Below are 26,566 nucleotides of genomic sequence, written 5' to 3'. Positions count from 1 at the left end.
AACCGCACCGTTGAACTGCTCGGTGCAACCTGTTGTCTCAAGCGAGGCGCGTATTCTACCGCAGCCCGTTTCAGTGTCAACCGTTTTTTTCGTTTGTTTTCACTGCCTTGGCGGAGAAAACAACGCGCGGTCAGCGCTGATGAGGTGGCGTATTCTACAGCGATCCGGACTGCTGTCAACGCCCTCCCACCACTTTTTTACCTTTCAGCAGTGTAGTGCTGGATATCAACCAGTTCAACCGATGCAGGATCGATCCGTTCACTGAAAAAGTTCGTCGCTACTCGCGCAAAACGTTCGGGTCCGTCCGTTACCAGGAAGGTCAGCCCGCCCCGCCCTTCCTCTGTGTTCAGCAACGCCTTGGTTTCCAGCTCCCGCTTTACCGCCTCAGCCGTTGTTTGTGCCGAGTCAACCAGCTGAATGGTATCACCGACCACCGATGCGATCGCTTTCCTCAATGCAGGGAAATGAGTACAGCCCAGAACCAGCGTATCCAGAGGAAACTGCTGATCGGTCAACAGCAGCGGCTGGAGACAGCGTGCGACTATTTGTTCTACCAGATCACCCTCATGCCACCCCTCTTCAGCCAAAGCAACAAACAACGAACAGGCTTGAGCACGAATGCGCGCATCAGGCCTTAATCGAAGAATGGCCTTCTGATATGCCTGATTGTTTGTTGTACTTTCGGTCGCGATGACGCCGATATGCCCCAGTCGACTCGCACGGCAGGCCGCTTCGGCACCAGGCTCGATCACCCCCAGTACAGGCAGGTCGGGGTAGCAGTTTTGCAGGTGTTCAAGCGCCATGGCCGAAGCGGTATTGCATGCAACGACGATAGCCTTGATCTGACGACTGCTCAGGGCACACACGGCCTGCTCGGCATAACGGCGGACTGACAATGCACTTTTGGTACCGTAGGGCACTCTTGCGGTATCACCAAGATAGACCAGGTGCTCTTCAGGCAGCACCTGCCTAAGCGCATTAAGAACCGTTAAGCCGCCAACGCCGGAGTCAAACACACCGATGGCATGGTTTGAACGTGGACCTGCAACCTCAGCCATCACGACGCGCCCGCTTCTTGGCTTTATGCTTCAGTGTCTTGATATGCTGACGACTCCGCTCCTTTTTAGCTTCCTGACGTGCGGTAAGGGGATTTTTGCGCCCCGCAAAGGGGTTTTCACCGGTTCGGAACTCAAATCGGATCGGTGTTCCACGCACCTTCAGGTATTTGGTAAAGCGGTTTTCCAGATAACGCTTGTACGAACCAGGCAGCGCATCAGTCTGATTACCATGCACCACGATAATCGGGGGATTGGAGCCGCCCTGGTGGGCATAACGCAACTTGATGCGTCGATTGTTGACTGCCGGCGGCTGGTGATCAGCCACAACATCTTCCAACAGCCGAGTCAGCTGATTGGTAGACCATTTCGCCATCGCCGAATCAAAGGCTTCATTGACCGATACATACAGGTCGCCAACACCCGAGCCATGCAATGCGGAGATAAAGTGAAAGCGCGCAAAAGACGCAAACGCCAGTTTTCGCTCTACCTGGGTTTTAACATCGGCGCGTTCGTCAGGATTCATGCCATCCCACTTGTTAAGAGCAACAACCAACGCACGCCCTGAGTCGATGACAAAACCAAGCATGCTCAAGTCCTGCTCGGTTACACCCTCTCGCGCATCAATGACGCTTATAACAACATTCGCATCCTTGATCGCCTGCAGTGTCTTCACGATGGAGAACTTTTCCACCGCTTCCTTAATGTTTTTTCGCCTGCGCACACCGGCGGTATCGATGAGGATATATTTCTGCTCATCACGCTCATAGGGAATATAGATACTGTCACGAGTCGTGCCGGCCTGATCAAAGACCACAACCCTGTCCTCGCCCAGCATTCGGTTAACCAGTGTCGACTTGCCCACGTTCGGACGTCCGATCACGGCGATTCGAATATTATCCGTATAGGCTTCCTTTGCCTTTTCTTCGCCTTCACCTTCGCCTTCCTCCTCAGGCATAAAGGGCGCGAGCACTTCATCAATCAGCTGGCTGACACCACGGCCATGAGACGCGGCGATGGCTACTGGCTCACCAATACCCAGCGCATGAAAATCAGCCATGGCAGTATCCGGGTCGATACCATCGGTCTTGTTCACTACCAGCCAACAGGATTTATTGTTGCGCCGCAGATGGTCTGCAATCATCTCATCAGCCGGGTTGAGACCTGCGCGACCATCTACCAGGAACAGAACCACATCCGCTTCATCAATCGCAAACAGTGACTGTTCGGCCATGCGCTGATCAATACCGGCCTCATCCCCTGAAATGCCACCAGTATCGATAACAATGTAGTCACAGTCGCCAACACGGCCCTCTCCGTACTTGCGGTCACGGGTCAGACCCGGCAAATCAGCAACAAGTGCATCACGCGAGCGTGTCAAACGATTGAACAGAGTGGACTTGCCAACGTTGGGACGACCAACCAGTGCAATTACGGGCAACATAGGATTTCACCTGAAAACAACACGGCGGCCACTGTGGATAACAGCGGCCGCCGAAAATGGACCCACAGATCCGGATTATTTAAATTTCAGCGCAGTCAGACGACCATCATTGCTGAGTACATAGAGCACATCGTCACGCACCAGCAGATCACTCTGAACACCGGATGAGCTGACGCGATGGCGGGCTGTAAAATGACCGTCAACCTGAGACATGACGTGCAGATAACCATCTGCATCAGCCGTTACCAGCGAGTTCCCCACCACGACCGGTGTAGTCAGACGGCGGTATTGCAGACTGTCCTGACGCCACACACTGGCACTGTTACGCGCATCAAATGCATGTACATGATCCTCATCCGAGATTGCATATACATTCCCGAAGCCTCCGGCCAGACCACGGTAGGTGGACAAATCCTGGCTCCATACAACCTGTCCATTACCAGGATTCAGCGCCACCAGGCGGCCCTGATAACTGCCGACGTAGACGAGACGGTTGTAGACCAGGGGCTTGCCATCAATATCGACAATACGCTCAAGTTCAGTTCTACCCTCAGCCAGTGAAATACGCTGTTCCCAGACAGGCCGCCCCGATGCATTTTCGACTGCAACCAGTTTGCCATTGGCAAAACCCGCCAAAGTGAGGTCAACCGCTACAATAGGTGCGCTTGTACCGCGCAGGCTGAGCCGCGGAATCTGACTGTCATAACTCCAGCGCCGCTTACCATTACCAACCTCAAGCGCCGTAATCTTGCCATCAAGCTGCTGAACAACAACCAGCTCCGCATTCATCTGTGGTTGGGAAATCACTTCAGAAGAAGCCTGATAGCGCCAACGCTCTGTACCGTCTTCGGTATCGAAGGCGATCACCACACCCGATTCAGTGGCCAAAACCACGATACCGTTACCGGCACCAACGCCACCACCTATCGGAGTTTTCAGATCGACGCGCCAATTGACACGTCCTGATGCAAGATCCGCTGCAACGAGGTCGCCCTGGGCACTGACTGCAAAAATCTGCTGCTCATGGATGGAGGGAACCAGCTGATGAAACTTAGAGCCAAGACTGCCTCCGGTGCTCAAGCTCCACAGCTGCTGAAATTGCTGCTCGGCTTCGAAGTCAACCAGTGGATTAGGCTCAACGGTTTCTTCACTGTTGAACAGCCCACAACCAGCAAGCGAGAGACTCATGGCGAGCGCCGCTGCGGTTTTTATCCAATACTTCATGATTCGGCTCCTGCAAGATCATCCCGTTTCATCTTCAGAAGCGGGCGCAACTGCTCTCCACCACCCAGTTTCAGGGCTCTATCATAGGCCGCAAAAGCTTCGCTCGGCCGGCCATTATCGGCATGCAGATCACCCAAGAGCTCCTGGTACTGCACTTCATAAATACCTGCATCAACACTTCCCAGCAGGTTGATGGCTGCATCCGCATCACCCTGCTGGCTCAGCAGCATGGCCTTTCGAAGCGTGGCGACACGCGCAATATTATCGGTTTCAGTCGTTGCACCCAGCACCCAGTCCAGCTCCTCAAGCGCACGCTCGATCTCTCCGTTACTGACAGCCATTGAAGCCATCATCAGGGCGCCGTAACGTGCATAAGCCGTGTCAGCATAGTCGGACCGAAGCTGTTCATTCAGATGGCCCGCTGTTGCATACTGCGACTCATTGATGCCACCTGCTGACAGCTGTACAGCTTCTGTCAGATTCTGGTACAGGGCTGAAGCATTGGCTGCTTTCTGTTCCTGATTGCCCTGCCAGGCTTTCCAGCCAAGCACGATCGCAACCGCGGCAGCGACACCAATCACCAGCGCCTTGCCGTTTTCCTTCCACCACTCCTTGAGCGCCTGCACCTGTTCTTCTTCGGTACGCAATTCTGCCACTGTCCACTCCTGCTAAATTGAATCGCCTGGCCACACGTCAGCTTGTAAAAATCTGTTTCAGCTGATCTGCCAGCTGCTGAGTGCCAAGATCATATACTGTCTGTTCCTGATACCAAAGAGATGCCTGCATCTCATCTGACTCGGCGCGCTTAAGTAGCGCTATCGCCGGCGCCCCGGTCTGGCGAGCCTTGGCCGCAATATTTTTCAGTCCTGAACAATGGGTACGAATACGTAGCCCCGGCAAAGAATGGCGCAGCTGTTCGGCCAGCAGCATCAGCTCCGCCTGTATTCCCTTCTGCTCTGCCGCCAGATATAAGTCAAATGTCTGACGCACCTGATCAGGCACCACTTCCAGCGTCTCAAGCAGGAGGATCAGGCGTTCAACGCCCATTGCAAAACCAACAGCTGGAGTTGGTTTTCCGCCCAACTGTTTGACCAGACCATCATAGCGCCCGCCCGCACACACGGTACCCTGGGCCCCCAGCCGATCAGTCACCCACTCGAAAACGGTTTTGCAATAGTAGTCCAGACCGCGTACCAGATAGGGGTTCACTTCATATTTCACCCCAGCGGCATCCAGTATTGTACACAGCTGCTCAAAGTCAGCGGCAGATTCCTGATCAAGATAATCGGTCAGAACCGGAGCCTGCTCAAGCAGTTTACGGGTACCTTCATCCTTGGAGTCCAGAATGCGCAGGGGATTTGATTCCAGCCGACGCAGGCTGTCCTCATCCAGTTGCTCAGAATGCCGGCTGAGATATTCCACCAGCGCATCGCGGTAACGTGCACGTGCCTCATTACTGCCCAGAGAGTTGAGTTGCAGCGTTACAGCTTGCTCCATACCCAATTGACGCCACAGAGCAGCACTCATGAGGATAATTTCGGCATCAATATCCGGCCCGGCCATGCCAAATGCCTCCACACCCACCTGGTGGAACTGGCGATAGCGACCCTTCTGGGGCTTCTCGTAACGGAACATGGGCCCCTGATACCAGAGGCGCTGAGTCTGGTTGTACAACAGGCCGTGCTCTTCACCGGCGCGAACACAACACGCCGTTCCCTCTGGCCGCAACGTCAGGCTTTCACCATTGCGGTCTTCAAAGGTGTACATCTCTTTCTCAACAATATCGGTCACTTCACCGATGGAGCGCTTGAACAGATCGGTTTGTTCTACAATCGGCATGCGTATTTCAGCATAGCCATAACTGCCAAGTACATTCTTTACGGTGCTTTCAAGATACTGCCAAACCGGTGTCTGGTCAGGCAGGATGTCATTCATGCCGCGAATGGCTTTAATTTTGCTCAAAACGTCAGCTTTCCTGTTTCGATAGGGATATGTAGGATTTTTTAAAGCGGTAGGCTCAAGCGGGCAACATTGTCCTTGCTCATGGCTGCAAGATCAATGGACTTCCCCTGGTAGCTGAACAGACTCACGGCATCTACCTTACCAACAACCACAGCCAGCGTGGCATCGCTCTCGAACTTGAGCGATTGTCCTGCCTGTGCCACGCCGTTGAACAGCGTGCGGCCGCCCACTTCACGAATACTGATCCAGCAGTCATCACTGAATGTGATATCGAGACCGCTTGAAACAGGCGCAGGCACTTCAGGCTCGGCAATAGAAGACGCTGCCGCTTGCGCTTCCTGCAACTGCTGGACCTGATCGTCCGTGAGGTAGACCGGCTCCTCATTTTCGGGCGTGACATCCGGCGCCGCAGCAGCTGCCTCACCGTCTTCGGTGACTTCAACTTCGGAAACTGCATCATCCACCTGAGGCAAAACCAGTGTTTTGCCATCACTGGTTTCAATCGAGAACGGCCTGTCATCCAGCGGTTCACGATCAGCTGTCGTGAAACCTTGCTGGGTCTGCCACCACCATACACTGGCTGCAATCAAGGCCAACACGAAAAGCCAACTGCCAATCCTGAGCAACGGACGCCCCTGATGCCGCCCGGGCACGGTTGAAACCGTACCGATGGCTTTCACCGTTCCGGTTGTCTGGACATTACCGCTCGCCAGGTTGTAACTGGCAACAAGTGCATCCGCATCCAGCTTGAGAAATTTGGCGTAGGAGCGGATGTAACCACGTGAAAAAACAGGATCGGACAGGTATTGCAGATCCCCCTTTTCAATCGCCTGTACCACCGCCTTGGATAGATTCAGCTGTCTGCAGACCTGCTCGACACTGAGCCCTTGCTGCTCACGTGCCTGAACAAACTGACCTGCTGGAAAATCGTTGGTTATGTTTTCGGATCGGGACTCTTCGCTCACTGAGCTGTCTCCTCATAAAGCCGATATTCTTGCGACTTCGGGTACAAATTCTTGAGCAGCAGCGCGTAGGTTGCAGCCCGAGACACGTTACGCTCCGCACGGGCAAGTCTCACCCCCAGCCAAAGACTTCTGGAGCTGTGTTCAGTCCGCTTCTGCTCGACCAGTTCACGAAAACGTTCAAACAGACGGCTTGATCCTGCTGTATCACCCTTGTCCAGCAGCAGCCCCGACAATTCAACCAACGCAACCGGCCGGTTACCGTTAATTGCCAGGGAGCGCCTGAACGCCTCCTGTGCCTCTTCAGGCGAATCAGTCAAGAGGTAACAGCGCCCCAGATTCTCAAGCGCCTGAGCACGCTGCTGATAGAAGGGATCAGTGGTCGCCTGGCTTAACTGCCGGCAGGCCGCTTCATAGCGCTGCTGCGAAAACAGGAATGCACCGTAGTTGTTATGAATCATCGCGGAGGTTTTGTCCGTCGCCAGTGCCTTGCGAAAATACTCTTCGGCGAGTTCAAACTCCTGCTCGGCCTGAAAAATCAGCGCCATCGCATTGTAAGCCGGGGCATAGCCCGAATCGATTGAAATGGCACGCTGAACCGACATCTTGGCATTGACGGTATTGCCCGCCTGAAGGTATTGCAGACCAAGACTGGTATAGGCTTCGAGCGCCTCCTGAGGTGAATTGGCAGCATTGCCGGAACCGGTGGTCTGGCTCGCACAGCCAGCCATCAGCGTTACTGCAAGCAGCAACATCAACACACCGGATCGTTTCACTTTACCCCCTTATAACCCTTGACTCTTTCCGTGAACAGGCTCTTCTTGTACCACAGGAATATATTTTTGGCTACGGCGCGTGCGGTCTTCAACCTGGCCCACCAGCTGCCCACAGGCCGCATCCACATCATCGCCACGGGTACGCCTTACCGTCGTGATGATCGAAGCCTTGAGCATGATATCCTTGAAGCGCTGAATCGCCTCTTCCGATGGGCGGCGGTAATCAGAGTTGGGGAAAGGATTGAACGGAATGAGGTTCAACTTACAGGGCACCTGGCGCAGCACCTTGACCAGTTCCCGGGCGTGTTCAGGCTGATCGTTAACACCCTCGATCAGAGTGTATTCGACCGTAATCACACGCTTGTCATTCAACCCCTCAAGATAACGGTTGCAGGCAGCGATCAGTTCTTCAATAGGGTAACGCTTGTTGATTGGAACCAGCTGGTTACGCAATGCATTGTTCGGTGCGTGCAACGAAATGGCCAGCGATACATCGCTGACTTCACGCAGCTTGTCCAGTGCCGGCACCACACCCGCCGTGCTCAGTGTCACGCGACGCTTGGACAGACCATAGGCGTTGTCGTCCATCATCAGCTGAGTCGCATCAACAACATTGTCGAAGTTCATCAGCGGCTCCCCCATACCCATCAGCACGACATTGCTGACTCGACGCTCTGAAGGATCAAACGGACCATATGCGCGGATGGCCACCCGCAGCTGGGCGATGATTTCCGCTGTAGACAGATTACGGTTAAATCCCTGCTTGCCGGTGGAGCAGAAACTGCAATCCAGTGAACAGCCAACCTGGGAAGAGACACAAAGCGTGCGCCGATCACCATCAGGGATCAGAACCATCTCGATTGCCGAGCCACCGTCCATCCTTATGACCCACTTGCGAGTGCCGTCTTTGGACACCTTGTCCAGCAGGATTTCCGGCTCGCGGATTTCGGCCATTTCAGCCAACCGGGCACGCAGTGCCTTGCTGATGTTGGTCATTTCATCGAAGCTGGATGCGCCCTGCTGATGCAGCCATTTCAGTACCTGGGTGGCACGAAAACGCTTTTCGCCCATCTGTTCAAAAAAGTCTTCCAGCTTGGCGGGCGACAGTCCCAGCAGATTGATCTTGGTGGGGGACTCGGACATCGGATGTTTACTCGTCTTTGGGGTAACAGGCTGCCCGGACGGGCAGCCCGAAGGGTCAATCAGGCGCCGAAGAAATAGGCGATTTCGCGCTCGGCAGAAGCAGCAGAGTCGGAACCGTGTACTGCGTTAGCATCGATGGACTCGGCAAAATCACGGCGAATAGTCCCTTCAGCCGCTTCTTTCGGGTTGGTTGCGCCCATCAGTTCGCGGTTCAGAGCGATTGCATTCTCGCCTTCCAGCACTTGAACAACAACCGGACCGGAAGTCATGAAAGCAACCAGGTCAGCGAAGAACGGACGCTCTTTATGCTCAGCGTAAAAGCCTTCAGCGTCTTGCTTGCTCAGCTGCTTCATCTGCATGGCGACAATTTTCAGATCAGCTTTTTCAAAACGGCTGACGATTTCGCCAATTACGTTCTTTGCCACTGCATCCGGCTTGATGATGGAAAGTGTGCGTTCAACTGCCATAGGTAACATCCCCAATCTATAGTACTAAGGTCAATAAGGCGCAACATTATACGCAAAGCGCCTCTGACTGAACAGCAGCGACTGAGTGGCGTTAATCCATTTCCTCGATCCAGGCCATCTGGATCGCTTCGAGGATTTTCTCGCCACAGTGGTCGGGATCATCATCAAACTCATCAAGCTCCATCACCCGAGTATACAGGTCCGGGAAGCTGATTTTCAGCGGATCCTGTTCCGGAAAACACTCAACCAGCTCGATGGCAATATCGTTTACATCTGTCCACTTGAGACCCATAACTCACCTCAGTGCTGTTCTGACACCTGATTAATGGTGTACTTGGGAATTTCAACAACCAGGTCCTGATTATCCACAACCGCCTGACAGCTGAGGCGCGACTCCGGCTCAAGACCCCAGGCCTTATCGAGCATGTCATCTTCCAGCTCATCCGCCTCATTGAGAGAATCAAAGCCTTCACGCACAATCACATGACAGGTGGTGCAGGCGCAGGATTTTTCGCAGGCATGTTCGATTTCGATGCCATTGGCCAGCGCCAGATCACAGATTGTGATGCCGCCTTCTGTCTCTATGACCTTGCCTTCAGGGCACAATTCCTCATGCGGAAGAAAGATTACCTGTGGCATCAGCGGGTCTCCTTGTCGATTTCATCAATGGTATGACCGGACAGGGCACGGGAAATGCTCTGGTCCATCCGACGCGAAGCAAAGAAATCGCTGGCCTTGGCCAGCTGCTCAACCCCCGCTTCGATGCGACGGTAATCGGCCTCTGCAACCAGCCGTTCAAGCGTGGCGATTTCCGACTGCAGCATGGAAGCTTCAGCCTCACTCAGCAGATTCCCGTCCTGTGACATTGCCGCCCTCAGCGCGGCAATAATACGTTCGGCTTCTACCTGCTGCTCGCGCAGATTGCGGGCCTCAAGGTCCTCTGCAGCATGACTGTAGGATTCCTTCAGCATACGTGCAATTTCGTCATCACTCAGACCGTAGGATGGCTTCACCTGAATGCTGCTGACCACACCCGTCGAAAGCTCCTGTGCCGACACATTGAGCAGGCCGTCAGCATCAACCTGAAAGGTCACGCGAATTTTGGCAGCGCCCGCGGCCATCGGCGGAATATCGCGCAGAACAAAACGCGCCAGTGAACGGCAGTCACTAACCAGCTCACGCTCGCCCTGAAGCACATGGATCGCCATTGCGGTCTGACCATCCTGATAGGTGGTGAACTCCTGCGCCCTTGCAACCGGGATAGCCGTATTACGGTGTACAATCTTTTCCACCAGCCCCCCCATGGTTTCAAGTCCGAGGGACAGCGGAATAACATCCAGCAGCAGCATGTCACTGTCCGGCTTGTTGCCAACCAGCACGTCCGCCTGCAGCGCCGCACCGATCGCCACCACACGATCCGGATCTATGTCGATGTGCGGCGCCCGACCAAAGAACTCGCCCACGGCATCACGCACACGCGGCACGCGGGTCGAGCCGCCCACCATGACAACTTCAGCGATATCGGCTTTGTCAATTCCTGCATCCTTCAGCGTACGTCGACAGGTGCGCAGGGTACGACTCACCAGTGGTTCGATCAGCGCATCGAGCTGAGCACGAGAAACATGTACCTCAACTTCGCGACCACCTGCCGAAAGGGTTTCAGTCACCTCGGCCTCATCCGTAAGACGCTCTTTGATGCGTCGCGCAAGGGCTGAAACGCTGCGCGCCGATGACGCATCCAGCTGTTCAGCCAAACCACTCTGCTGCAACAGGTACTCCGCCAGCATGCGGTCGAAATCATCTCCACCCAGGGCGGTGTCACCACCGGTCGCCAACACTTCAAACACGCCACGGTTCAGTCGCAGAATGGAGATGTCAAAGGTACCACCACCCAGATCGTAGACGGCGATCACACCCTCATCTTCCTGGTCCAGACCATAGGCAACCGCTGCGGCCGTTGGCTCATTCAGCAGGCGAAGCACCTTAAGTCCAGCCAGCTGTGCGGCATCCTTGGTCGCCTGACGCTGTGCATCATCAAAATAGGCAGGGACCGTAATAACGGCACCTTCCAATTCACCACCCAGCGCTGCACGCGCACGCTCAGCCAGTTCAGACAAAATATCAGCCGAGACCTCGACCGGGCTTTTGTTTCCGGCTGCCGTTTGTAAATAGGGCATGCCGGAGTCGGACGCGACCAGATGATAGGGCATTTCGTCACCCAGCCCTTTCATCGCCTCTACGCCACGCCCCATCAGACGCTTGACCGAACTGATGGTATTGTGTGGATCCTGGGCGGCACCTGCCAGCGCTCCAGCGCCCACCAGAGGAGCCTCTCCGGCGCGATAGCGCACAACAGAGGGCAGCAGATGCCCCCCCTGCGCATCCGCCAGGGTAACAGCCGTTCCACTGCGCACCGATGCTACCAGTGAGTTCGTCGTACCCAGATCAATTCCGACCGCCAGCTTGCGTGCGTGCGGCTCCGGACTCTGTCCGGGTTCAGCTATTTGCAGTAGTGCCATAGTGCTTCCGTTAGTCTTCGAACAGTCTGTCTTCGAGCGCTGCGACTTCCGTCTGCAGCTTGGACATGAATTGCATCTTGCGCACCTGTAGCTCCGCCTGCTCCAGTGCCTGCGCTTCCCAGGCACGAGCAAAGCCGGACTCAAGTGAACGCAGCTCGGCTTCCACCAACGCCGTCAAACGCTCCAGCTCTGCCTCAGGGTCACTGCATTCAGGCGCTTCGGCTACCTGCTCGCGCAGCTCCATCTGTTCCATGAGAAACATGGGATCGAGCTGTACACGTGAATCATGCAGAGTATCGATACCCTGAAGGGATAACAGATACTGCGCTCGTCGCAACGGCGACTTGAGGGTAGAGAGGGCTTCATTCAGATAGGCGGTATACTGAACCGCAAGACGCTGCTCTCGATCAGACTGATGTGAATGTCTGTCAGGATGAAGCCGCTTCTGCAGCTCCCTGTAACGCGAGGAGAGTTCGGCCTGATCGATAGCAAAACTGACCGGCAGGCCGAGAAATTCAAAATAGTTGCGCGTGATATCCATCAACCGACCTCAATAACCCCGAACGGGTCAGATGTTGAAGCTTTCACCGCAACCACATTCGCTTCGTACGTTCGGGTTGTTGAACTTGAACCCTTCATTGAGTCCTTCTCGCACAAAGTCCAGCTCAGTACCATCCAGGTAAGTCAGGCTTTTGGGGTCAATCATTACCTTGACGCCACCGAACTCAAACACCTCATCTTCAGGCTCGCCGGAATCAACAAATTCCAGCACATACGCCATGCCGGAGCAGCCCGATGTTCTGACGCCAAGGCGTATACCTTCCCCGTGGCCCCGCTGTTCCAGGTAGCGCGCGACGTGGTCAACCGCGGCCTGTGTCATGCTAATCGCCATAATCACCCCAGTCACGGGGGCATCAGCCCCCGCTTTCACTCACTTCTGCTGTTTCTTGCGGTAGTCTTCTACTGCAGCCTTGATCGCATCTTCGGCCAGAACCGAGCAGTGGATCTTCACCGGCGGCAAAGCAAGCTCTTCGGCAATACGAGAGTTTTTCAGCTCGGATGCCTGATCCAATGTCATCCCCTTGACCCATTCGGTCACCAGAGAGCTGGATGCAATGGCTGAACCGCAGCCGTAGGTCTTGAAGCGCGCATCTTCAATCACGCCCTCATCACTGACCTTGATCTGCAGTCGCATTACGTCACCACACGCCGGGGCACCCACCATGCCGGTGCCTACATGCGGATCATCGGCGTCCATTTTACCGACATTGCGCGGATTTTCGTAATGATCAATTACCTGTTCGCTGTAAGCCATGATAAACCTCCAAAAACTTTAGCGGTGTTAGTGGTGAACCCACTCAACCTTGCTCAGATCGACGCCATCTTTATACATATCCCACAGCGGCGACAGTTCACGCAGCTTTTCCACTGCGTGACGGCATTGTTCAACTGCATAATCCACCTCCTCTTCAGTGGTGAACCGACCCAGCGAGAAACGTATGGAGCTGTGTGCCAGCTCGTCATTAAGCCCCAGCGCACGCAGCACATAGGACGGCTCAAGACTGGCTGAAGTACAGGCAGAGCCTGAAGATACCGCCAGATCCTTTATCGACATCAGCAGCGATTCGCCTTCCACGAAGGCAAAGCTGATATTCAGGATGCCCGGCACGCGCTGCTCGGTAGAACCGTTAACGTGCACCTCCTCCATATTCTGGACACCTTTCCAAAGACGCTCGCGCAGCCCTTCCAGGCGGGCCGTCTCGGCCACCATCTCTTCACCGGCGATACGGAAGGCTTCACCCATACCCACAATCTGATGGGTCGGCAAGGTGCCCGAACGCATACCACGCTCATGACCACCGCCATGAATCTGGGCTTCGATGCGTACACGCGGCTTGCGGCGCACATAAAGAGCACCGACACCCTTGGGGCCATATATCTTGTGTGCGCAGACCGACAGCAGGTCCACCTTGAGTTCGTTGAGATTGATTGGCAGTTTGCCAGCGCTCTGAGCCGCATCGACATGAAACAGAACACCCTTCTCACGGGTAATCTCACCGATGGCCGCGATATCGGTAACGGTGCCGATTTCATTGTTCACGTGCATCAGGGACACCAGAATCGTGTCATCACGCAGCGCTTCGGAAACCTGGCGCGGGCTGATGATACCGTTGCTGTCCGGCTCCAGATATGTCACCTCGAAACCTTCACGTTCCAGCTGACGACAGGGGTCAAGCACCGCCTTGTGCTCAATTTTCGAGGTGATGATATGTTTGCCCTTCTTGTTATAGAAGTGGGCAACACCCTTGATTGCAAGGTTGTCAGACTCGGTGGCACCGGATGTCCAAACAATTTCACGCGGGTCAGCACCCAGCAGATCAGCCACCTGACGACGCGCATTTTCCACCGCTTCTTCAGCCTTCCAGCCGAACAGGTGGGAACGGGACGCCGGGTTACCAAAATTCCCGTCCAGTGTCAGACACTCGGTCATCTTCTGAGCCACACGCGGATCAACCGGTGTGGTTGCAGCGTAATCAAGGTAGATCGGCAATTTCATCTCATCTCTCCAAAAAAACTCTCACACAGCGGCTTTATGGCGCGCTGACTGTTCGGTAGTGCTGGCGATCAGCCGCTGCTGACGATCTGCCACCTGCTGGACATCTCGTCGTGCAACCAGATCAGCCAGACTGATGCTACTCAGAAAGCCGTGAATCTGATCACTCAGGTCGCACCAGAGATGATGCGTCAGGCATACCTCACCACCCTGACAGCCGCCGTTGTGCTGGCAGCCGGTTGCGTCCACCGACTCGTTGACCGCATCGATCACTTCAGCCACATTGATCAGACCCTGCTCTCGCTTGAGCTGGTATCCACCACCGGGCCCGCGTACACTGCGCACAAGCTCGTTGCGGCGCAGCTTGGCAAACAGCTGCTCCAGATAGGACAGGGAGATTCCCTGCCGTTCGGAGATATCAGCCAGGCTGATCGGCCCCTTGCCTTCGTGCAATGCCAGATCAAGCATCGCCGTCACGGCGTAACGCCCTTTAGTTGTTAATCGCATAATTATCCCTCACACCCACTCTTGCGAGTCTGAGGGTATTATGCAAATCCCTACTAAATTAGTCAACTATTTGTCCGACATGTTCACCGGGTCTTTGCGCTCCGCTGCAGGACGCAGCGTTTCAGGCTCGTCCACTGCCGCTTCAAAATCTTCCGACTTCAGTTCAGGCAGTTCCTCGTTGCAATAGCCCGGCTTGAGCTCGCACAGCGCCTTGCCCATGGTTTCAACCTTGTGATCCATCGCCTGCATGTGATCCAGCAGACAACGAATGGCGTGCGCCACCGGATCGGACACTTCACGGGAGACGGCGTAGGCATCGAACCCAACCTTGTCTGCCATTTGGCGCCGCTTTTGTTCTTCGGGTGAGTCTTCATCGGGATGGCGCCGAATCACGCGCCCTGGAATACCGACCACTGTGGCATCCGCTGGCACGTCACGCGTAACCACGGCATTGGAACCAATACGCGCCCCCTCGCCGATCATAATGGGGCCCAGCACCTTCGCACCGGCACCGCATACCACGTTATTTCCAAGCGTGGGATGGCGCTTCCCTTTGTTCCAGCTGGTGCCTCCCAGGGTAACGCCATGATAGAGCGTTACATCATCACCAATCTCGGCGGTTTCTCCGATCACAACCCCCATGCCGTGATCGATGAAAAAGCGCCGCCCAATGGTCGCGCCGGGATGAATTTCAATACCGGTCAGCCAACGCGCCAGATTGGAAATCATCCGTGCCAGCCACTTCAAGCCCTTGCGCCAGAACCAGTTGGCAATGCGATGAAACCAGATTGCGTGCAATCCAGGGTAGGCCGTCAACACCTCGAAGGCGTTACGCGCAGCCGGGTCCCGGTGAAATACCGAGCGAATATCTTCACGAATCTGATCAAACATCGGATTTGTCCTTTTTCACTTGCCCCGAACGGCGCTCGATGGCCGTGAGGATACCGCGCAACACATTCACTTCGACTTTATCCGGCACCGCACGCTGAAGCAGACGTCGCAAGCGGGGCATCAACTGGCGTGGGTTATTGGGATCAAGGAACTCAATCTCCACCAGCGTGCGCTCAAGGTGCTCGAACATCAGCTCCAGTTCGCGCTGCTCTGCCAGGTCGATATCCCAGTCAGTCCCCCACTGCGGTCGGGCCGCCTGCTGATCGGCCACCTGTGCCATTCGCAACTCGTAGGTAATAACCTGCACAGCCGCCGCAATATTGAGCGAGCTGAAATTTTCAACAGCCGGGATATGTACATGGTGGTGACAACGCTGCAGCTCCTCGTTGGTCAGTCCCCGGTCTTCGCGACCAAACAGAATGGCAACACGCGCCTTACCCTCGAGCGGAGTCGCGATGGCAGCCAGCTCGCGAGGGTTTACCAGTGGCCAGGGAATATGACGCTCACGTGCACTGGTACCGAAAATCAGCCCACAATCTGCCAGCGCCTCATCCAGGGTAGACACCACGCGGGCCTTTCCAAGGATATCGGTCGCACCCGAAGCTCTGGCATCTGCATCGGGATGCGGAAAGCTCTTGGGCTCTACCAGACAAAGATCACTGATGCCCATATTCTTCATCGCTCGCGCGACGCCACCGATATTACCGGGATGGGTTGTGTTAACCAGTACGATTCTGATGTGATCAGACATAGGGAGGCACGCCGTTAAAAGCTGGCTATTCTATCAGAACATCACCGAGTTGCAGACCACCTGTTCAGCGCGGGCTCCGACTAAGCTACAATAGACCTTTGACAACCACGAAGACCGGAAACCGACACTGATGCAACCGATGGTTAATATAGCACTGCGAGCAGCGCGACTCGCAGGCGAACAGATCTCCCGCACCCTCGAACGCCTTGACCTGATCAAATCCGAGCAGGCCGATGTTGCTGAGTTCATCAGTGATCTGTGCCAGCAGGCTGAACGCACGATTACCAACACCATTCAAAAGGCGTACCCGCACCACAGCCTGATTGGTGAGTATACGGGTCAACATGCACCGATTGGCGAAGGCCCCGGTCACTGCGAATGGCATATCAGCCCGATTGACAGCCTGACCAACTTCTCCAACGCCCTGCCGATGTTCGCTTTAAGCATCACCGGTTTCATCAACGGCAAGGCTGAACATTGCGTGGTGCTCAACCCCATGTTTGGTGAAGAGTTCACCGCAAGTCGTGGCAAGGGTGCACAGCTTAACGGCAAGCGCCTGCGCGTAAGCAATCGAACCTCACTGGAAGGCGCCATCATCGGCACCGGCTATCACGCACGCAAGAGCGACAAGCCTTGGCTGGAGTCACATGTACGCATGATGCAGGAAATCATGCAGGCGGGCGCGACCCTGCACAACAGCGGATCTCCGGTACTGAGCCTGGCCTACACGGCGGCAGGACGACTGGATGGGTTCTACCAGATCGGCCTCAGCCCCTCTGAACTTTCGGCAGGGCTGCTGCTGATCCGTGAGGCAGGTGGCTTGGTCGGCGATTTCTCCGGCGGCAACAGCTACAGCGAACGCGGCAATCTGGTTACTGCCAATTCCAAGATCCTCAAGGCACTGCTGCGCACACTGCACCCGGCCACTGCCGAAGGGCTGCGCTGATTCATTTGGCCCGTTTCTGATCGGGCCTGCTGCAGACCAAAAAAAACCGCATTCTCGAATGCGGTTTTTTTTCAGCTGCAGATCAGAAGACCTCAGGCATCGAACGGATCGCGCAGCACGATGGTCTCATTGCGGTCAGGACCGGTCGATATAATATCGATCGGCGCTTCAATCAGCTGCTCAAGACGGGTGATGTACGCCCGCGCATTAGCCGGCAACTCTTCCAGCGTACGCGCGCCCAGCGTCGACTCCTGCCAACCCGGAACAGTCTCGTAAACCGGCTGGATCTGCTCATAGTCTTCACTACCGTTAAGCGAAGTCACACTGTTGCCGTTACTGTCACGGTAGCCCGTACAGATATTGATCTCTTCAAGACCATCCAGCACATCCAGCTTGGTCAGGCAGATACCGGAAACCGAGTTGATCTGAATGGCGTGCTGCAGTGCCACTGCATCAAACCAGCCACAGCGACGTGCACGCCCCGTGGTAGAACCAAACTCGTGACCACGTTCAGCCAGCCGCTGCCCCACACCGCAATGCAACTCAGTCGGGAAAGGACCGCCACCCACACGTGTAGTGTACGCTTTGGTAATACCCAGAATGTAATCCAGATACAGAGGACCAAAACCACTCCCCGTCGAGGTGCCACCCGCTGTCGTGTTGGACGATGTCACGTAAGGATAGGTACCGTGGTCGATATCGAGCAACGAGCCCTGTGCACCTTCAAACATGATGCTCGCACCCTGCCTGCGCAATTGATGCAGCTTTGCCGTAACATCCGTCATCATCGGCACCAGCGTCTTGGCCATTTCCATGGCTTCATCAAACGTTTGCTGGAAATCGACGGCATCTACCTTGTAGTAGTTCTGCAGCACAAAGTTATGGTATTCAAGCACTTCGCGCAGCTTGACGGCGAAGCGCTCAGGATCGGCCATATCACCCAGACGCAGACCGCGACGGGACACCTTGTCTTCGTAAGCCGGACCAATACCACGACCGGTTGTACCGATCTTGGCAGTGCCACGGGCCAATTCACGCGCCTGATCCAGTGCAACGTGATAAGGAAGAATCAGCGGGCAGGCCGGACTCAGCTGCAGACGCTCACGCACCGGCACACCACGCCCTTCCAGTTCAGCAATCTCCTTCAGCAAAGCTTCCGGTGACAGCACCACTCCGTTGCCGATCAGACAAAGTACATTTTTACGCAGAATACCGGATGGAATCAGGTGCAGGACTGTCTTTTCACCATCAATCACCAGTGTATGGCCTGCGTTATGACCTCCCTGGAAGCGGACTACGGCAGCGACCTGTTCGGTCAGCAGATCAACGATCTTACCCTTGCCTTCATCACCCCACTGGGTGCCCAGAACAACGACGTTTTTACCCATTGCTGTCTCGAATGCTCGTTAGATATCAGAAAAAAATGCGCTCAAAGGTCGATCACGACCCAGTCACCACCCTTTGGAACCAGCTGCCGCCGGAAGCGACCGGGTTCGGAAATCTCACCATCCAGCTGCTGCACAACCCGCTCGCCGGAGGCACGCAGCAGACGAATTGCCTGCTGCAACGTCTGGTCTTCACCTGCCGGAGCCAGCACGGCATTGCCATTGGCAGCAGGCCGGGAAGCGGACAGATCAATCAGTGTCTTAAGGTCAGCACTGAAGCCGGTAGCCGGACGGGCACGGCCAAAGTCACGACCGATGTTGTCATAACGCCCACCCTTGGCAAGCGCCTGACCATAGCTGGGAGTGTAGGCTGCGAATACCACACCCGTGTGGTAGTGGTAACCGCGCAGCTCACTCAGATCAAAATAGGTTGATACACCATCACAACGCTGCACAACGCGCTGCGCCAGAGCATCAAGTGCGTCGACCGCCTGCACCAGCTCGGCATCGCTGGCAAACAGGGTACGCGCGCGCGCCAGAACATCAACCGAGCCGTTCAGGCGGGGCAGCGTCTGTAGCCAGAGAGCTGAACGATCGTCCAGCTCAAGCGCTGCGACGAAACGATCAATCTCAGGCAGTGCCTTGCGCTGCAGCATATCCTGATAGTCAGCCTGCTGTTGTTGATTCAGCTGACACAGCTGCATCAGCCGACTGAATACCGCCACATGACCCAGATCCAGACTGATCGGCCCTGCAACACCTACCGCTGACAGCGTTTCCAGCATCAGTGCAATTACCTCGACATCACTGTCGGGGCCCGCATGACCGTATAGTTCCGCACCCAGCTGAACCGGATTGCGAGACGCCAGCATATTGGCAGGATGAGTGTGCAGTACCGAACCACAGTAGCACAGGCGACTGGGGCCTTCCGTACGAAGACGGTGGGCATCAATGCGTGCTACCTGGGGTGTCATGTCAGCGCGTACGCCCAGTGTGTGCCCACTGATGCGATCGGTGACCTTGAAGGTATTGAGATCCAGATCATGTCCCACGCCGGTCAGCAGGGACTCAAGATGCTCTGCAATGGGCGGCATGACCAGGTCGTAACCCCAGCTGTGATAAAGATCCAGCACCTTGCGCCGCATCAGCTCCACCTGCCGCGCCTGCGGCGGCAGCAGCTCCATAATTCCGTCGGGCAGCAACCAGCGATCTGCCAAGGCCATGCATTACTCCGCTGTCATCAGTTGATCTGAATCACAAAAAAACCGGGCACAAACCCGGTTGTTCAACTATACCACGAAACCGGGTGCCAAAGGCACCCGGTTTTGGGCAACTGTCACTTTGCCTTATCGGTTTCCGGTCGCACTGTTCAGATAACGGAAGAATTCACTCTTCGGATCCAGTACGAACAGGTCACCTGCTCCAGAAAAGGCCTCACGGTAGGCATTGAGGCTGCGATAAAAGCCGTAGAACTCGGCATCGCGATTAAACGCCTCAGCATAGATTCCCGCTGCTTCAGCATCACCTTCACCCCGTACGATTTCGGCCTCACGGAAAGCGTCAGCCAGAATTACCGTACGCTGGCGATCTGCATCAGCACGAATACCCTCGGCAAGCTCCTTACCGCGTGAGCGCAGCTCTCTCGCCAAACGCAGACGCTCCGTCCGCATACGCTCATATACGGAGGAAGACACTTCCTGCGGCAGCTCTATGCGCTTGACACGAACATCGATGACCTCGATGCCCAGTTCATTCTGTGCCAACTGGCTCAGCGCACGAATAACAGCCCCCATCACCTCTTCACGGGCACCTGAAACCACCTCAGTCAGCGTACGCTCACCGAACTGATTACGCAGACTGGTCTCGATACGGCTCGCAAGAAGATCTGCCGCACGGAACTCGTCACCCGATGTCGCGGTGTAGTATTTCTCTACATTATCAATGCGCCACTTGACGAAGGAATCCACGATCAGACGCTTTTTCTCCAGCGTCAGAAACGCCTGCGGCCGAGCATCAAGCGTGATGATACGCCCTTCGAACTTGCGAATGGTGTTCACGAACGGAATCTTGAAGTGCAGACCCGGCTGGATGTCAGCCTCGACCACTTCACCAAAGCGCAGTTTGATGGCGCGCTCGGTTTCCTTGATGATGTAAACGGACTTGGAGCCCACCATGACGACCAGCAGAACAGCGATCAGTCCGAACAGAGTTGTCGGTTTCATTAGCGCCCCTCCCTCAGGCCAGAGGTTGTCTGAGCACGCTGACGCGCCTCCTGCAATACCTGCTCAGCCAGCTGATTCAGGGTGTTTTCATCCAGCCTGACCGGCCGACCGGACGTGTCGCGCAACGGCTGCTGCTCTGTCAAACGATCCAGCGGCAGGTACATCATGTTGTTCCCCCCTTCCACATCGACCATCACCTTACCGGTACGGCTCAGAACATCCTGCAGGGTATCGATATACAGACGCTCACGTGTTACCTCTGGCGCTTTGGTGTACTCGGTCAGAAGTGCCGTGAAACGGCTGGCTTCACCAGTGGCCTTGGCAACGACTTCCTCGCGGTAGGCGTTGGATTCTTCCATCAAACGCTGCGCCTGACCTCTCGCCTCAGGAATAATGCCGTTGGCATAGGCCTGAGCTTCGTTGATTACACGCTGCTCGTCTTCTCGAGCCTTGATCACGTCATCAAACGCATCCTGCACCTGACGCGGTGCCTGAGCGTTCTTGATATTGACCTTGGAGATCTGAAGACCCGTCGAATAATCTTCCATGTAACGCTGCAAGCGCGCCTGCACCTGCAACGCGAGGGTGTCACGCCCTTCCGTCAGAATGCCGTGCATCTCGGAAGTACCGACCACATGGCGCAGCGCCGATTCCGAAGACTGTGCCAGGCTGTCGCTGGGGTCACGAATCTTGAGAATATACATGACCGGGTCCGCCACCACGTACTGAACGGTCATATCAACATCGACGATATTTTCATCTTCGGTCAGCATCAACGAACGGTGGTCATAGGTACGAATGCGGGTGGTATTCACCTTGGTGACATCATCGATCAAGGGTGGGTTCCACTGCAGACCCGGCTGTACCGTGTCATGATATTTGCCAAGGCGCAGCACGATACCACGCTCCTGCTGGTCAACGGTGTAAAACCCCATACCGGCCCAGAACAGGGCCGCCAGTACGATGATAACAACAAAGAAACCGCCACCGGCAGCCTTGCTCGGACCCTTGCCCGAACCGCCACCAGAGCCGCCCTTTTTCTTGCCGCCCCCAAGGATTCCGCCCAAGCGATCCTGCAGCTTGCGCAGCGCCTCATCCAGATCAGGTGGACCCTGATCGTTGCCACCACTGCGCTTGCCGCGATTATCACCGCCGCCACTCCAGGGGTCATGGTTATTGCCATTCCCGCCGGGCTCATTCCAGGCCATAGTGCTCTCCGTACTAAACCGCTTGATTAACTGTATTGGATATCATTGTCGCCGCAACCGACCTGCTTAGTCGACCCCTTGCGGCAGGTATTGTTCCTGATCAATACCCAAACGACTGAGAATCCGTCTGAAATCCTTCACTTGCAGCCTGATTTCCAGTTGCATCTGGCCACTGTCATCCACCTCTTCAGCAACCACTGCGCCCTGGGCATACAACTGCGAGCGCAGACTTCCCTGCCTTGGGGTCAGGGTCAGTTTCTGGTGGAACATCTCTTCGCCCAGGCGCTCGCTGATTGCCGCCAGCAACAGGTCAATACCTTCGCCGCTGACCGCCGACACCCACACACGCCAGGGCATACCATTTTCATCCCGATCGATGCGTGGCTGCGCATCCGGCAGCTGATCAATCTTGTTGTACACCTGTAATACGGGCACCTCAGCGGCACCGATCTCTTCCAGCACCGCCTCAACCTGCTCGATGTGGCCCAGACGCTCTTCGTCATAGCTATCGATCACATGCAGCAGAAGGCCCGCTTCAGTGGTTTCCTGCAAGGTAGCACGAAAAGCCTCGACCAGCTTGTGCGGCAGATGACGAATAAAACCCACCGTATCTGCCAGAATGGCAGGCCCCACATCCGCCAGTTCAATCTTGCGCAGCGTTGGGTCGAGGGTTGCAAACAACTGATCAGCCGCATAGACACTGGCGGTAGTCAAACGGTTAAACAGGGTAGACTTGCCAGCGTTGGTATACCCCACCAGAGAGATGGTGGGTATTTCCGAACGTTTTCGCGCCCGCCGCCCCTGCTCACGCTGTTTGCGCACCTTTTCCAGCCGCTTGAGGATGGACTTGATGCGCGCACGCAACAGGCGACGGTCGGTTTCGAGCTGTGTCTCACCGGGGCCTCGCAGGCCGATACCACCCTTCTGGCGCTCAAGGTGGGTCCAGCCACGCACCAGCCGCGTTGACATGTGCTCCAGCTGAGCCAACTCCACCTGCAGTTTGCCCTCATGAGTACGCGCACGCTGGGCAAAAATATCCAGAATCAGGCCGGTACGGTCCAGCACACGACACTGCAGCTCACGCTCCAGGTTACGTTCCTGTGCCGGGCTCAATGCATGGTTGAAGATGACCAGTTCGGCTTCGTGCTCACGCACGAGATCGCCAAGCTCTTCAACCTTGCCTTTGCCAAGAAAGAATTTGGGACTGGGATCGGCGCGCGACCCGGTCAGAAATTCAACCGGATCGGCCCCGGCTGACAATGCCAGCTCTTCGAGTTCACGGGGGTTTTCGCGATCAGCCTCACGGGCCAGTTCAATGTGGACGAGGATCGCGCGCTCGCCAGATTCGGGACGTTCAAAAAACAATTAATACCTCATTCAGCAGGCTTTTCGTCGGCCACGGGCAGCTTGACCGGACGCGAGGGCACTACTGTGGAAATGGCATGTTTATAGACCATCTGGCTGACGGTATTTTTCAGCAGAATCACGAACTGATCAAAAGACTCGATCTGTCCTTGCAGCTTGATGCCGTTCACCAGAAAGATGGATACCGGAACGCGTTCCTTACGCAGAACATTAAGATAAGGGTCTTGTAGTGATTGCCCTTTTGACATTGCAAACTCCTTCCAGAATGGATAGCTATTTTATGTAGTTGTAATTCATTTGATTGTTACTGACTCGGCATCATACACCTGTATGCACAGAGTTTGCGCGCGATCATACCGCAATTCATTATATAACGGCAGGGTCCGCGAGTTTCAAGGCATGAGAGACTAAATTCGACGCTTCACTATCCAGCCAATGCACATCCGGCCAGCTGCGCAACCAGGTCAGCTGCCGCTTGGCAAGTTGACGCGTAGCCACTATTCCCTTGTAGCGCATGGTATCGCGATCGTACTCACCGCTGAACCAGGACCACATCTGCCGATAACCCACGCAGCGGATCGACGGCATCCGCTCATGCAGATCACCCCGTTCCCATAGTCGCCGCACCTCTTGTTCAAAGCCCGAGGCCAGCATCAGATCAAAACGCTGTTCAATTCGCTGATGCAGCCGGGGGCGATCCTGCGGCATCAATGCCAGAGGCAGAATGTCAAATGGCAGTTTTGCCTCTGCCTGTTCTCGCCAGTGCTCGCTGATCGGCCTGCCCGTCAGCTCAAACACTTCCAGCGCCCGCTGCAACCGTTGCGCATCGGTTGGCTTGAGTCGCTGCGCGCCCTCAGGATCCACCTGCGCCAGGCGGGCATGCATGGCCGGCCAGCCCAGCTCAGCGGCATCAGCCTCAAGTCGAGCACGCAATTCCGGATCAGCCTCCGGCAGATTGGCCAAACCCTGCTGCAGGGCATTGAAATACAGCATGGTCCCACCCACCAGCAGCGGTATCCGGCCACGCGACTGAATATCGGCTATCTCTGCCAGCGCATCCGTTCTGAACTGGGCTGCTGAATAGGCTTCCGCCGGATCCAGAATATCCACCAGTCGATGGGGGTAGGTACGCAGCTCGTCCGGCGAGGGCTTGGCGGTACCGATATCCATGTCCCGATAAATCATGGCCGAGTCGACGCTGATCAGATCACAGGGCAACGTGTCACACAGCTGCATGGCCAGATCAGTCTTGCCTGACGCAGTCGGGCCCATGACAAAAATCACCCGAGGGCGTTCACTATTCGACTGTTGCATTACTCGCCCCGCATGAAGAGTTTATCCAGCTGCCCCAGGCTCAGCTGCGTCCAGGTGGGCCGGCCATGGTTGCACTGCCCGCTGCGCTCGGTTTGTTCCATATCACGCAGCAGCGCATTCATTTCAGGCAGTGTCAGCTGTCGATTGGCACGTACTGCACCATGACAGGCCATCGTGGCCAAAAGTTCATTCAGGTGCGCCTCAATTCGATCGCTGGCTCCCACCTGGGACAGATCCGCCAGAACATCGCGCAACAACAGCGCCACATCCGCTTTGGCCAATGCTATCGGCACCTCACGAATCACCAGCGTTTCTTCGCCCATACGCTCCAATCGAAAGCCCAAACGCTCAAAATGCTCGGGCTGCTCCTCTGCCAGATCCGCTTCACGTCCACTGACCGCCACACTGACCGGAACCAGCAGGGGCTGACTGCGGATGCGGTCCTGCTCGAACGCAAGCTTCATGCGTTCGTAAACGATACGCTCATGTGCCGCGTGCATATCCACCAACACCAGCCCCTGTGCATTCTGAGACAGAATATAGATACCGTGCAGCTGCGCCAGCGCATAGCCCAGTGGCGGCATTTCAACGCCCTGCTCAACCGCAGGCGTTGTCTGCAAACGCTGCGGTGCAACACCAGAAGGCTGATGCAAGGCACCATAGGCGTTGATCTGCTCTCGTACCTGCGGTCCGCCCGGCATGCGCCCGGCATTCCCGGCATACCCCGCAATACCTGACTGAGCGACATGACTGACAGCCGGATCGGTCACCGCGCTACTCATGCCGGGCTGAAACCAGTTCGCGGTGGCCGGCTGACCAGGCGCTTCGGCGGAACCGGCAGGCGGAGGAGTATCCTGCGGACGCATTTCCGCAATCACACGATAGAGGGTGCGGAATATGAAATCGTGTACCAGTCGGCTTTCACGGAAACGCACCTCATGCTTGGTCGGGTGTACATTGACATCCACCAGCGCCGGATCGAGTTCCAGATACAATACATAAGCCGGGTGACGGCCGTGGTACAACACATCCTGGTAAGCCTGGCGCACCGCATGGGTCACAACCTTGTCGCGAATGACACGGCCATTGACGAAGAAATACTGCTGATCAGGCTGAGCACGGGAAAAGGTTGGCAAGCCCATCCAGCCCCACAGGCGCAACCCCGACGCTTCAGCCTGCACATCCAGCGCCACCGACTCAGCCACAAATGCCTTGCCCAGCAGCTGGGCCAGCCGCTGCTCGCGAGCCGCCTCACTGTCGGCCGCGCGCAGCTGGTGTACCACCTTGCCGTTATGGCGCAGGTTGAAACCAACTCGATAACAGCTCAGCGCCAACCGTTTGACCACCTCTTCAAGATGGCGGAACTCGGTTTTTTCAGTCTTGAGGAACTTGCGTCGTGCCGGGGTGTTGAAAAAAAGGTCTCGCACTTCCACCGTTGTACCGGCGGGATGAGCGGCCGGTATGATTTCCGCCGCCATATCGCGCCCCTGGGCCGATACGGCCCAGGCGCTGTCCTGCTCTGGCGGCCTGGAGGTTAGCGTAAGCCTTGACACGGAACTGATACTGGCCAGAGCCTCGCCACGAAAGCCGAGGCTACCTACAGCCTCGAGATCTTCAAGCATGCCAATTTTGGAGGTGGCATGCCGGCTCAGCGCCAGCGACAGGTCAGCCTTGTCGATGCCGCCACCATTGTCACGCAGGCGGATCAGCTTCACGCCACCCTGCTCTATATCCAGCTCGACCCGATCGGCACCCGAGTCCAGACTGTTCTCCAGCAACTCTTTCACTACGGATGCAGGGCGTTCAACAACCTCGCCGGCGGCAATCTGGTTGGCCAGCTGAGGGGAAAGCAGATGTATTCGTGTCATCAG

General features: G+C 55.9%; 28 protein-coding genes. 1 reads left to right on the top strand and 27 read right to left on the bottom strand.

Translation table 11 applies throughout. From position 1 onward, the window contains the following. Positions 1-197: 197 nt before the first annotated feature. From murI to ABIE60_RS10075, 19 genes are all read right to left on the bottom strand, one after another. Positions 198-1,058, bottom strand: a complete 861-nt coding sequence (gene murI, locus ABIE60_RS10165) for a glutamate racemase (protein WP_354469289.1) — start codon at positions 1,056-1,058, stop codon at positions 198-200. Beyond that, positions 1,051-2,499 (bottom strand): ribosome biogenesis GTPase Der, encoded by a 1,449-nt coding sequence (der, locus tag ABIE60_RS10160; protein WP_354469288.1) that lies wholly within the window; start codon positions 2,497-2,499, stop codon positions 1,051-1,053. The genes murI and der overlap by 8 nt, the downstream gene beginning before the upstream one ends. A 75-nt stretch (positions 2,500-2,574) precedes the next feature. After that, the gene (gene bamB, locus ABIE60_RS10155; RefSeq protein ID WP_354469287.1) at positions 2,575-3,723 is read right to left on the bottom strand and encodes an outer membrane protein assembly factor BamB; all 1,149 of its coding nucleotides are present in this window, start codon (positions 3,721-3,723) and stop codon (positions 2,575-2,577) included. Further along, positions 3,720-4,379 carry a YfgM family protein gene (locus ABIE60_RS10150; protein ID WP_354469286.1) on the bottom strand — a complete coding sequence of 220 codons (660 nt, stop codon included), beginning with the start codon at positions 4,377-4,379 and terminating at the stop codon, positions 3,720-3,722. The genes bamB and ABIE60_RS10150 overlap by 4 nt, the downstream gene beginning before the upstream one ends. Before the next feature lie 37 nt (positions 4,380-4,416). Continuing rightward, positions 4,417-5,658 (bottom strand): histidine--tRNA ligase, encoded by a 1,242-nt coding sequence (gene hisS, locus ABIE60_RS10145; RefSeq protein WP_354469292.1) that lies wholly within the window; start codon positions 5,656-5,658, stop codon positions 4,417-4,419. 68 nt (positions 5,659-5,726) lie between these two features. Then, the gene (locus ABIE60_RS10140; protein WP_354469285.1) at positions 5,727-6,650 is read right to left on the bottom strand and encodes a RodZ domain-containing protein; all 924 of its coding nucleotides are present in this window, start codon (positions 6,648-6,650) and stop codon (positions 5,727-5,729) included. Further along, on the bottom strand, positions 6,647-7,423 hold the full coding sequence (gene pilW, locus ABIE60_RS10135; RefSeq protein WP_354469284.1) for a type IV pilus biogenesis/stability protein PilW: 777 nt from the start codon (positions 7,421-7,423) through the stop codon (positions 6,647-6,649). Before pilW ends, ABIE60_RS10140 begins: the two co-directional genes overlap by 4 nt. Before the next feature lie 9 nt (positions 7,424-7,432). Continuing rightward, positions 7,433-8,566 (bottom strand): dual-specificity RNA methyltransferase RlmN, encoded by a 1,134-nt coding sequence (gene rlmN / locus ABIE60_RS10130; protein WP_354469283.1) that lies wholly within the window; start codon positions 8,564-8,566, stop codon positions 7,433-7,435. Positions 8,567-8,625: 59 nt separating this feature from the next. Beyond that, positions 8,626-9,033 (bottom strand): nucleoside-diphosphate kinase, encoded by a 408-nt coding sequence (ndk, locus tag ABIE60_RS10125; RefSeq protein WP_354469282.1) that lies wholly within the window; start codon positions 9,031-9,033, stop codon positions 8,626-8,628. Between the two features lie 91 nt (positions 9,034-9,124). After that, entirely contained in the window at positions 9,125-9,325 is a 201-nt protein-coding gene (gene iscX, locus ABIE60_RS10120; RefSeq protein WP_354469281.1) for a Fe-S cluster assembly protein IscX, read from the bottom strand. An 8-nt stretch (positions 9,326-9,333) separates the two neighbouring features. Beyond that, positions 9,334-9,672: an ISC system 2Fe-2S type ferredoxin gene (gene fdx / locus ABIE60_RS10115; RefSeq protein WP_354469280.1), complete on the bottom strand. Its 339-nt coding sequence runs from the start codon at positions 9,670-9,672 to the stop codon at positions 9,334-9,336. Continuing rightward, a complete protein-coding gene (gene hscA, locus ABIE60_RS10110; RefSeq protein WP_354469279.1) occupies positions 9,672-11,552 on the bottom strand; it encodes a Fe-S protein assembly chaperone HscA in 1,881 nt (626 codons plus the stop codon). Before hscA ends, fdx begins: the two co-directional genes overlap by 1 nt. 10 nt (positions 11,553-11,562) lie before the next feature. Then, positions 11,563-12,093 carry a Fe-S protein assembly co-chaperone HscB gene (gene hscB, locus ABIE60_RS10105; RefSeq protein WP_354469278.1) on the bottom strand — a complete coding sequence of 177 codons (531 nt, stop codon included), beginning with the start codon at positions 12,091-12,093 and terminating at the stop codon, positions 11,563-11,565. Positions 12,094-12,120: 27 nt separating this feature from the next. Further along, complete coding sequence (iscA, locus tag ABIE60_RS10100; protein WP_091827842.1) at positions 12,121-12,444, bottom strand: iron-sulfur cluster assembly protein IscA; 324 nt, start codon at positions 12,442-12,444, stop codon at positions 12,121-12,123. Positions 12,445-12,483: 39 nt separating this feature from the next. After that, complete coding sequence (gene iscU, locus ABIE60_RS10095; protein WP_091827799.1) at positions 12,484-12,867, bottom strand: Fe-S cluster assembly scaffold IscU; 384 nt, start codon at positions 12,865-12,867, stop codon at positions 12,484-12,486. A gap of 27 nt (positions 12,868-12,894) precedes the next feature. Continuing rightward, the gene (locus tag ABIE60_RS10090) at positions 12,895-14,109 is read right to left on the bottom strand and encodes an IscS subfamily cysteine desulfurase (protein ID WP_354469277.1); all 1,215 of its coding nucleotides are present in this window, start codon (positions 14,107-14,109) and stop codon (positions 12,895-12,897) included. Positions 14,110-14,130: 21 nt separating this feature from the next. After that, positions 14,131-14,613: a Fe-S cluster assembly transcriptional regulator IscR gene (iscR, locus tag ABIE60_RS10085; protein ID WP_206835562.1), complete on the bottom strand. Its 483-nt coding sequence runs from the start codon at positions 14,611-14,613 to the stop codon at positions 14,131-14,133. A gap of 66 nt (positions 14,614-14,679) precedes the next feature. Further along, positions 14,680-15,504: a serine O-acetyltransferase gene (gene cysE / locus ABIE60_RS10080; protein ID WP_354469276.1), complete on the bottom strand. Its 825-nt coding sequence runs from the start codon at positions 15,502-15,504 to the stop codon at positions 14,680-14,682. Then, positions 15,497-16,255, bottom strand: coding sequence for an RNA methyltransferase (locus tag ABIE60_RS10075; protein ID WP_354469275.1), 759 nt, complete (start codon positions 16,253-16,255; stop codon positions 15,497-15,499). The genes cysE and ABIE60_RS10075 overlap by 8 nt, the downstream gene beginning before the upstream one ends. Positions 16,256-16,385: 130 nt before the next feature. Here ABIE60_RS10075 and ABIE60_RS10070 point away from each other — a divergent pair, with 130 nt between their 5' ends. Beyond that, on the top strand, positions 16,386-17,201 hold the full coding sequence (locus ABIE60_RS10070) for an inositol monophosphatase family protein (protein WP_354469274.1): 816 nt from the start codon (positions 16,386-16,388) through the stop codon (positions 17,199-17,201). Between the two features lie 92 nt (positions 17,202-17,293). Here ABIE60_RS10070 and ABIE60_RS10065 read toward each other — a convergent pair whose 3' ends face one another. From ABIE60_RS10065 to mutL, 8 genes are all read right to left on the bottom strand, one after another. Then, positions 17,294-18,589, bottom strand: a complete 1,296-nt coding sequence (locus ABIE60_RS10065) for an adenylosuccinate synthase (RefSeq protein WP_354469273.1) — start codon at positions 18,587-18,589, stop codon at positions 17,294-17,296. A gap of 41 nt (positions 18,590-18,630) precedes the next feature. Beyond that, the gene (locus ABIE60_RS10060; protein WP_354469272.1) at positions 18,631-19,809 is read right to left on the bottom strand and encodes an ATP phosphoribosyltransferase regulatory subunit; all 1,179 of its coding nucleotides are present in this window, start codon (positions 19,807-19,809) and stop codon (positions 18,631-18,633) included. 123 nt (positions 19,810-19,932) lie between these two features. Continuing rightward, the gene (gene hflC, locus ABIE60_RS10055) at positions 19,933-20,808 is read right to left on the bottom strand and encodes a protease modulator HflC (protein WP_354469271.1); all 876 of its coding nucleotides are present in this window, start codon (positions 20,806-20,808) and stop codon (positions 19,933-19,935) included. After that, positions 20,808-22,016, bottom strand: a complete 1,209-nt coding sequence (gene hflK / locus ABIE60_RS10050; RefSeq protein WP_354469270.1) for an FtsH protease activity modulator HflK — start codon at positions 22,014-22,016, stop codon at positions 20,808-20,810. The genes hflC and hflK overlap by 1 nt, the downstream gene beginning before the upstream one ends. 66 nt (positions 22,017-22,082) lie before the next feature. Continuing rightward, positions 22,083-23,381, bottom strand: coding sequence for a ribosome rescue GTPase HflX (gene hflX, locus ABIE60_RS10045; protein ID WP_354469269.1), 1,299 nt, complete (start codon positions 23,379-23,381; stop codon positions 22,083-22,085). An 8-nt stretch (positions 23,382-23,389) separates the two neighbouring features. Beyond that, positions 23,390-23,629: an RNA chaperone Hfq gene (hfq, locus tag ABIE60_RS10040; protein WP_091827810.1), complete on the bottom strand. Its 240-nt coding sequence runs from the start codon at positions 23,627-23,629 to the stop codon at positions 23,390-23,392. 118 nt (positions 23,630-23,747) lie between these two features. After that, positions 23,748-24,695, bottom strand: a complete 948-nt coding sequence (gene miaA / locus ABIE60_RS10035; protein ID WP_354469268.1) for a tRNA (adenosine(37)-N6)-dimethylallyltransferase MiaA — start codon at positions 24,693-24,695, stop codon at positions 23,748-23,750. Then, complete coding sequence (gene mutL / locus ABIE60_RS10030) at positions 24,695-26,563, bottom strand: DNA mismatch repair endonuclease MutL (RefSeq protein WP_354469267.1); 1,869 nt, start codon at positions 26,561-26,563, stop codon at positions 24,695-24,697. Before mutL ends, miaA begins: the two co-directional genes overlap by 1 nt. Positions 26,564-26,566: the final 3 nt, after the last annotated feature.

This window comes from Marinobacterium sp. MBR-109 (assembly GCF_040547565.1).
GTDB lineage: Bacteria > Pseudomonadota > Gammaproteobacteria > Pseudomonadales > Balneatricaceae > Marinobacterium.
The sequence above is the reverse complement of the archived record's forward strand: the minus strand, read 5'-3'. Positions and strand labels throughout refer to the sequence as shown.

Bases quoted from the DNA above. Each gene is read 5' to 3' on its own strand.
- iscU (WP_091827799.1), bottom strand. From the start codon at position 12,867: ATGGCTTACAGCGAACAGGTAATTGATCATTACGAAAATCCGCGCAAT.
- hscB (WP_354469278.1), bottom strand. From the start codon at position 12,093: ATGGATATCACGCGCAACTATTTTGAATTTCTCGGCCTGCCGGTCAGT.
- ABIE60_RS10070 (WP_354469274.1), top strand. From the start codon at position 16,386: ATGCAACCGATGGTTAATATAGCACTGCGAGCAGCGCGACTCGCAGGC.
- hfq (WP_091827810.1), bottom strand. From the start codon at position 23,629: ATGTCAAAAGGGCAATCACTACAAGACCCTTATCTTAATGTTCTGCGT.
- iscR (WP_206835562.1), bottom strand. From the start codon at position 14,613: ATGCGATTAACAACTAAAGGGCGTTACGCCGTGACGGCGATGCTTGAT.
- cysE (WP_354469276.1), bottom strand. From the start codon at position 15,504: ATGTTTGATCAGATTCGTGAAGATATTCGCTCGGTATTTCACCGGGAC.
- hscA (WP_354469279.1), bottom strand. From the start codon at position 11,552: ATGGCACTACTGCAAATAGCTGAACCCGGACAGAGTCCGGAGCCGCAC.
- hflK (WP_354469270.1), bottom strand. From the start codon at position 22,016: ATGGCCTGGAATGAGCCCGGCGGGAATGGCAATAACCATGACCCCTGG.
- iscA (WP_091827842.1), bottom strand. From the start codon at position 12,444: ATGGCGATTAGCATGACACAGGCCGCGGTTGACCACGTCGCGCGCTAC.
- ABIE60_RS10065 (WP_354469273.1), bottom strand. From the start codon at position 18,589: ATGGGTAAAAACGTCGTTGTTCTGGGCACCCAGTGGGGTGATGAAGGC.
- ABIE60_RS10060 (WP_354469272.1), bottom strand. From the start codon at position 19,809: ATGGCCTTGGCAGATCGCTGGTTGCTGCCCGACGGAATTATGGAGCTG.
- hflC (WP_354469271.1), bottom strand. From the start codon at position 20,808: ATGAAACCGACAACTCTGTTCGGACTGATCGCTGTTCTGCTGGTCGTC.
- ndk (WP_354469282.1), bottom strand. From the start codon at position 9,033: ATGGCAGTTGAACGCACACTTTCCATCATCAAGCCGGATGCAGTGGCA.
- bamB (WP_354469287.1), bottom strand. From the start codon at position 3,723: ATGAAGTATTGGATAAAAACCGCAGCGGCGCTCGCCATGAGTCTCTCG.
- murI (WP_354469289.1), bottom strand. From the start codon at position 1,058: ATGGCTGAGGTTGCAGGTCCACGTTCAAACCATGCCATCGGTGTGTTT.
- fdx (WP_354469280.1), bottom strand. From the start codon at position 9,672: ATGCCACAGGTAATCTTTCTTCCGCATGAGGAATTGTGCCCTGAAGGC.
- ABIE60_RS10075 (WP_354469275.1), bottom strand. From the start codon at position 16,255: ATGTCTGATCACATCAGAATCGTACTGGTTAACACAACCCATCCCGGT.
- mutL (WP_354469267.1), bottom strand. From the start codon at position 26,563: ATGACACGAATACATCTGCTTTCCCCTCAGCTGGCCAACCAGATTGCC.
- iscX (WP_354469281.1), bottom strand. From the start codon at position 9,325: ATGGGTCTCAAGTGGACAGATGTAAACGATATTGCCATCGAGCTGGTT.
- rlmN (WP_354469283.1), bottom strand. From the start codon at position 8,566: ATGTCCGAGTCCCCCACCAAGATCAATCTGCTGGGACTGTCGCCCGCC.
- miaA (WP_354469268.1), bottom strand. From the start codon at position 24,695: ATGCAACAGTCGAATAGTGAACGCCCTCGGGTGATTTTTGTCATGGGC.
- hisS (WP_354469292.1), bottom strand. From the start codon at position 5,658: ATGAATGACATCCTGCCTGACCAGACACCGGTTTGGCAGTATCTTGAA.
- ABIE60_RS10090 (WP_354469277.1), bottom strand. From the start codon at position 14,109: ATGAAATTGCCGATCTACCTTGATTACGCTGCAACCACACCGGTTGAT.
- der (WP_354469288.1), bottom strand. From the start codon at position 2,499: ATGTTGCCCGTAATTGCACTGGTTGGTCGTCCCAACGTTGGCAAGTCC.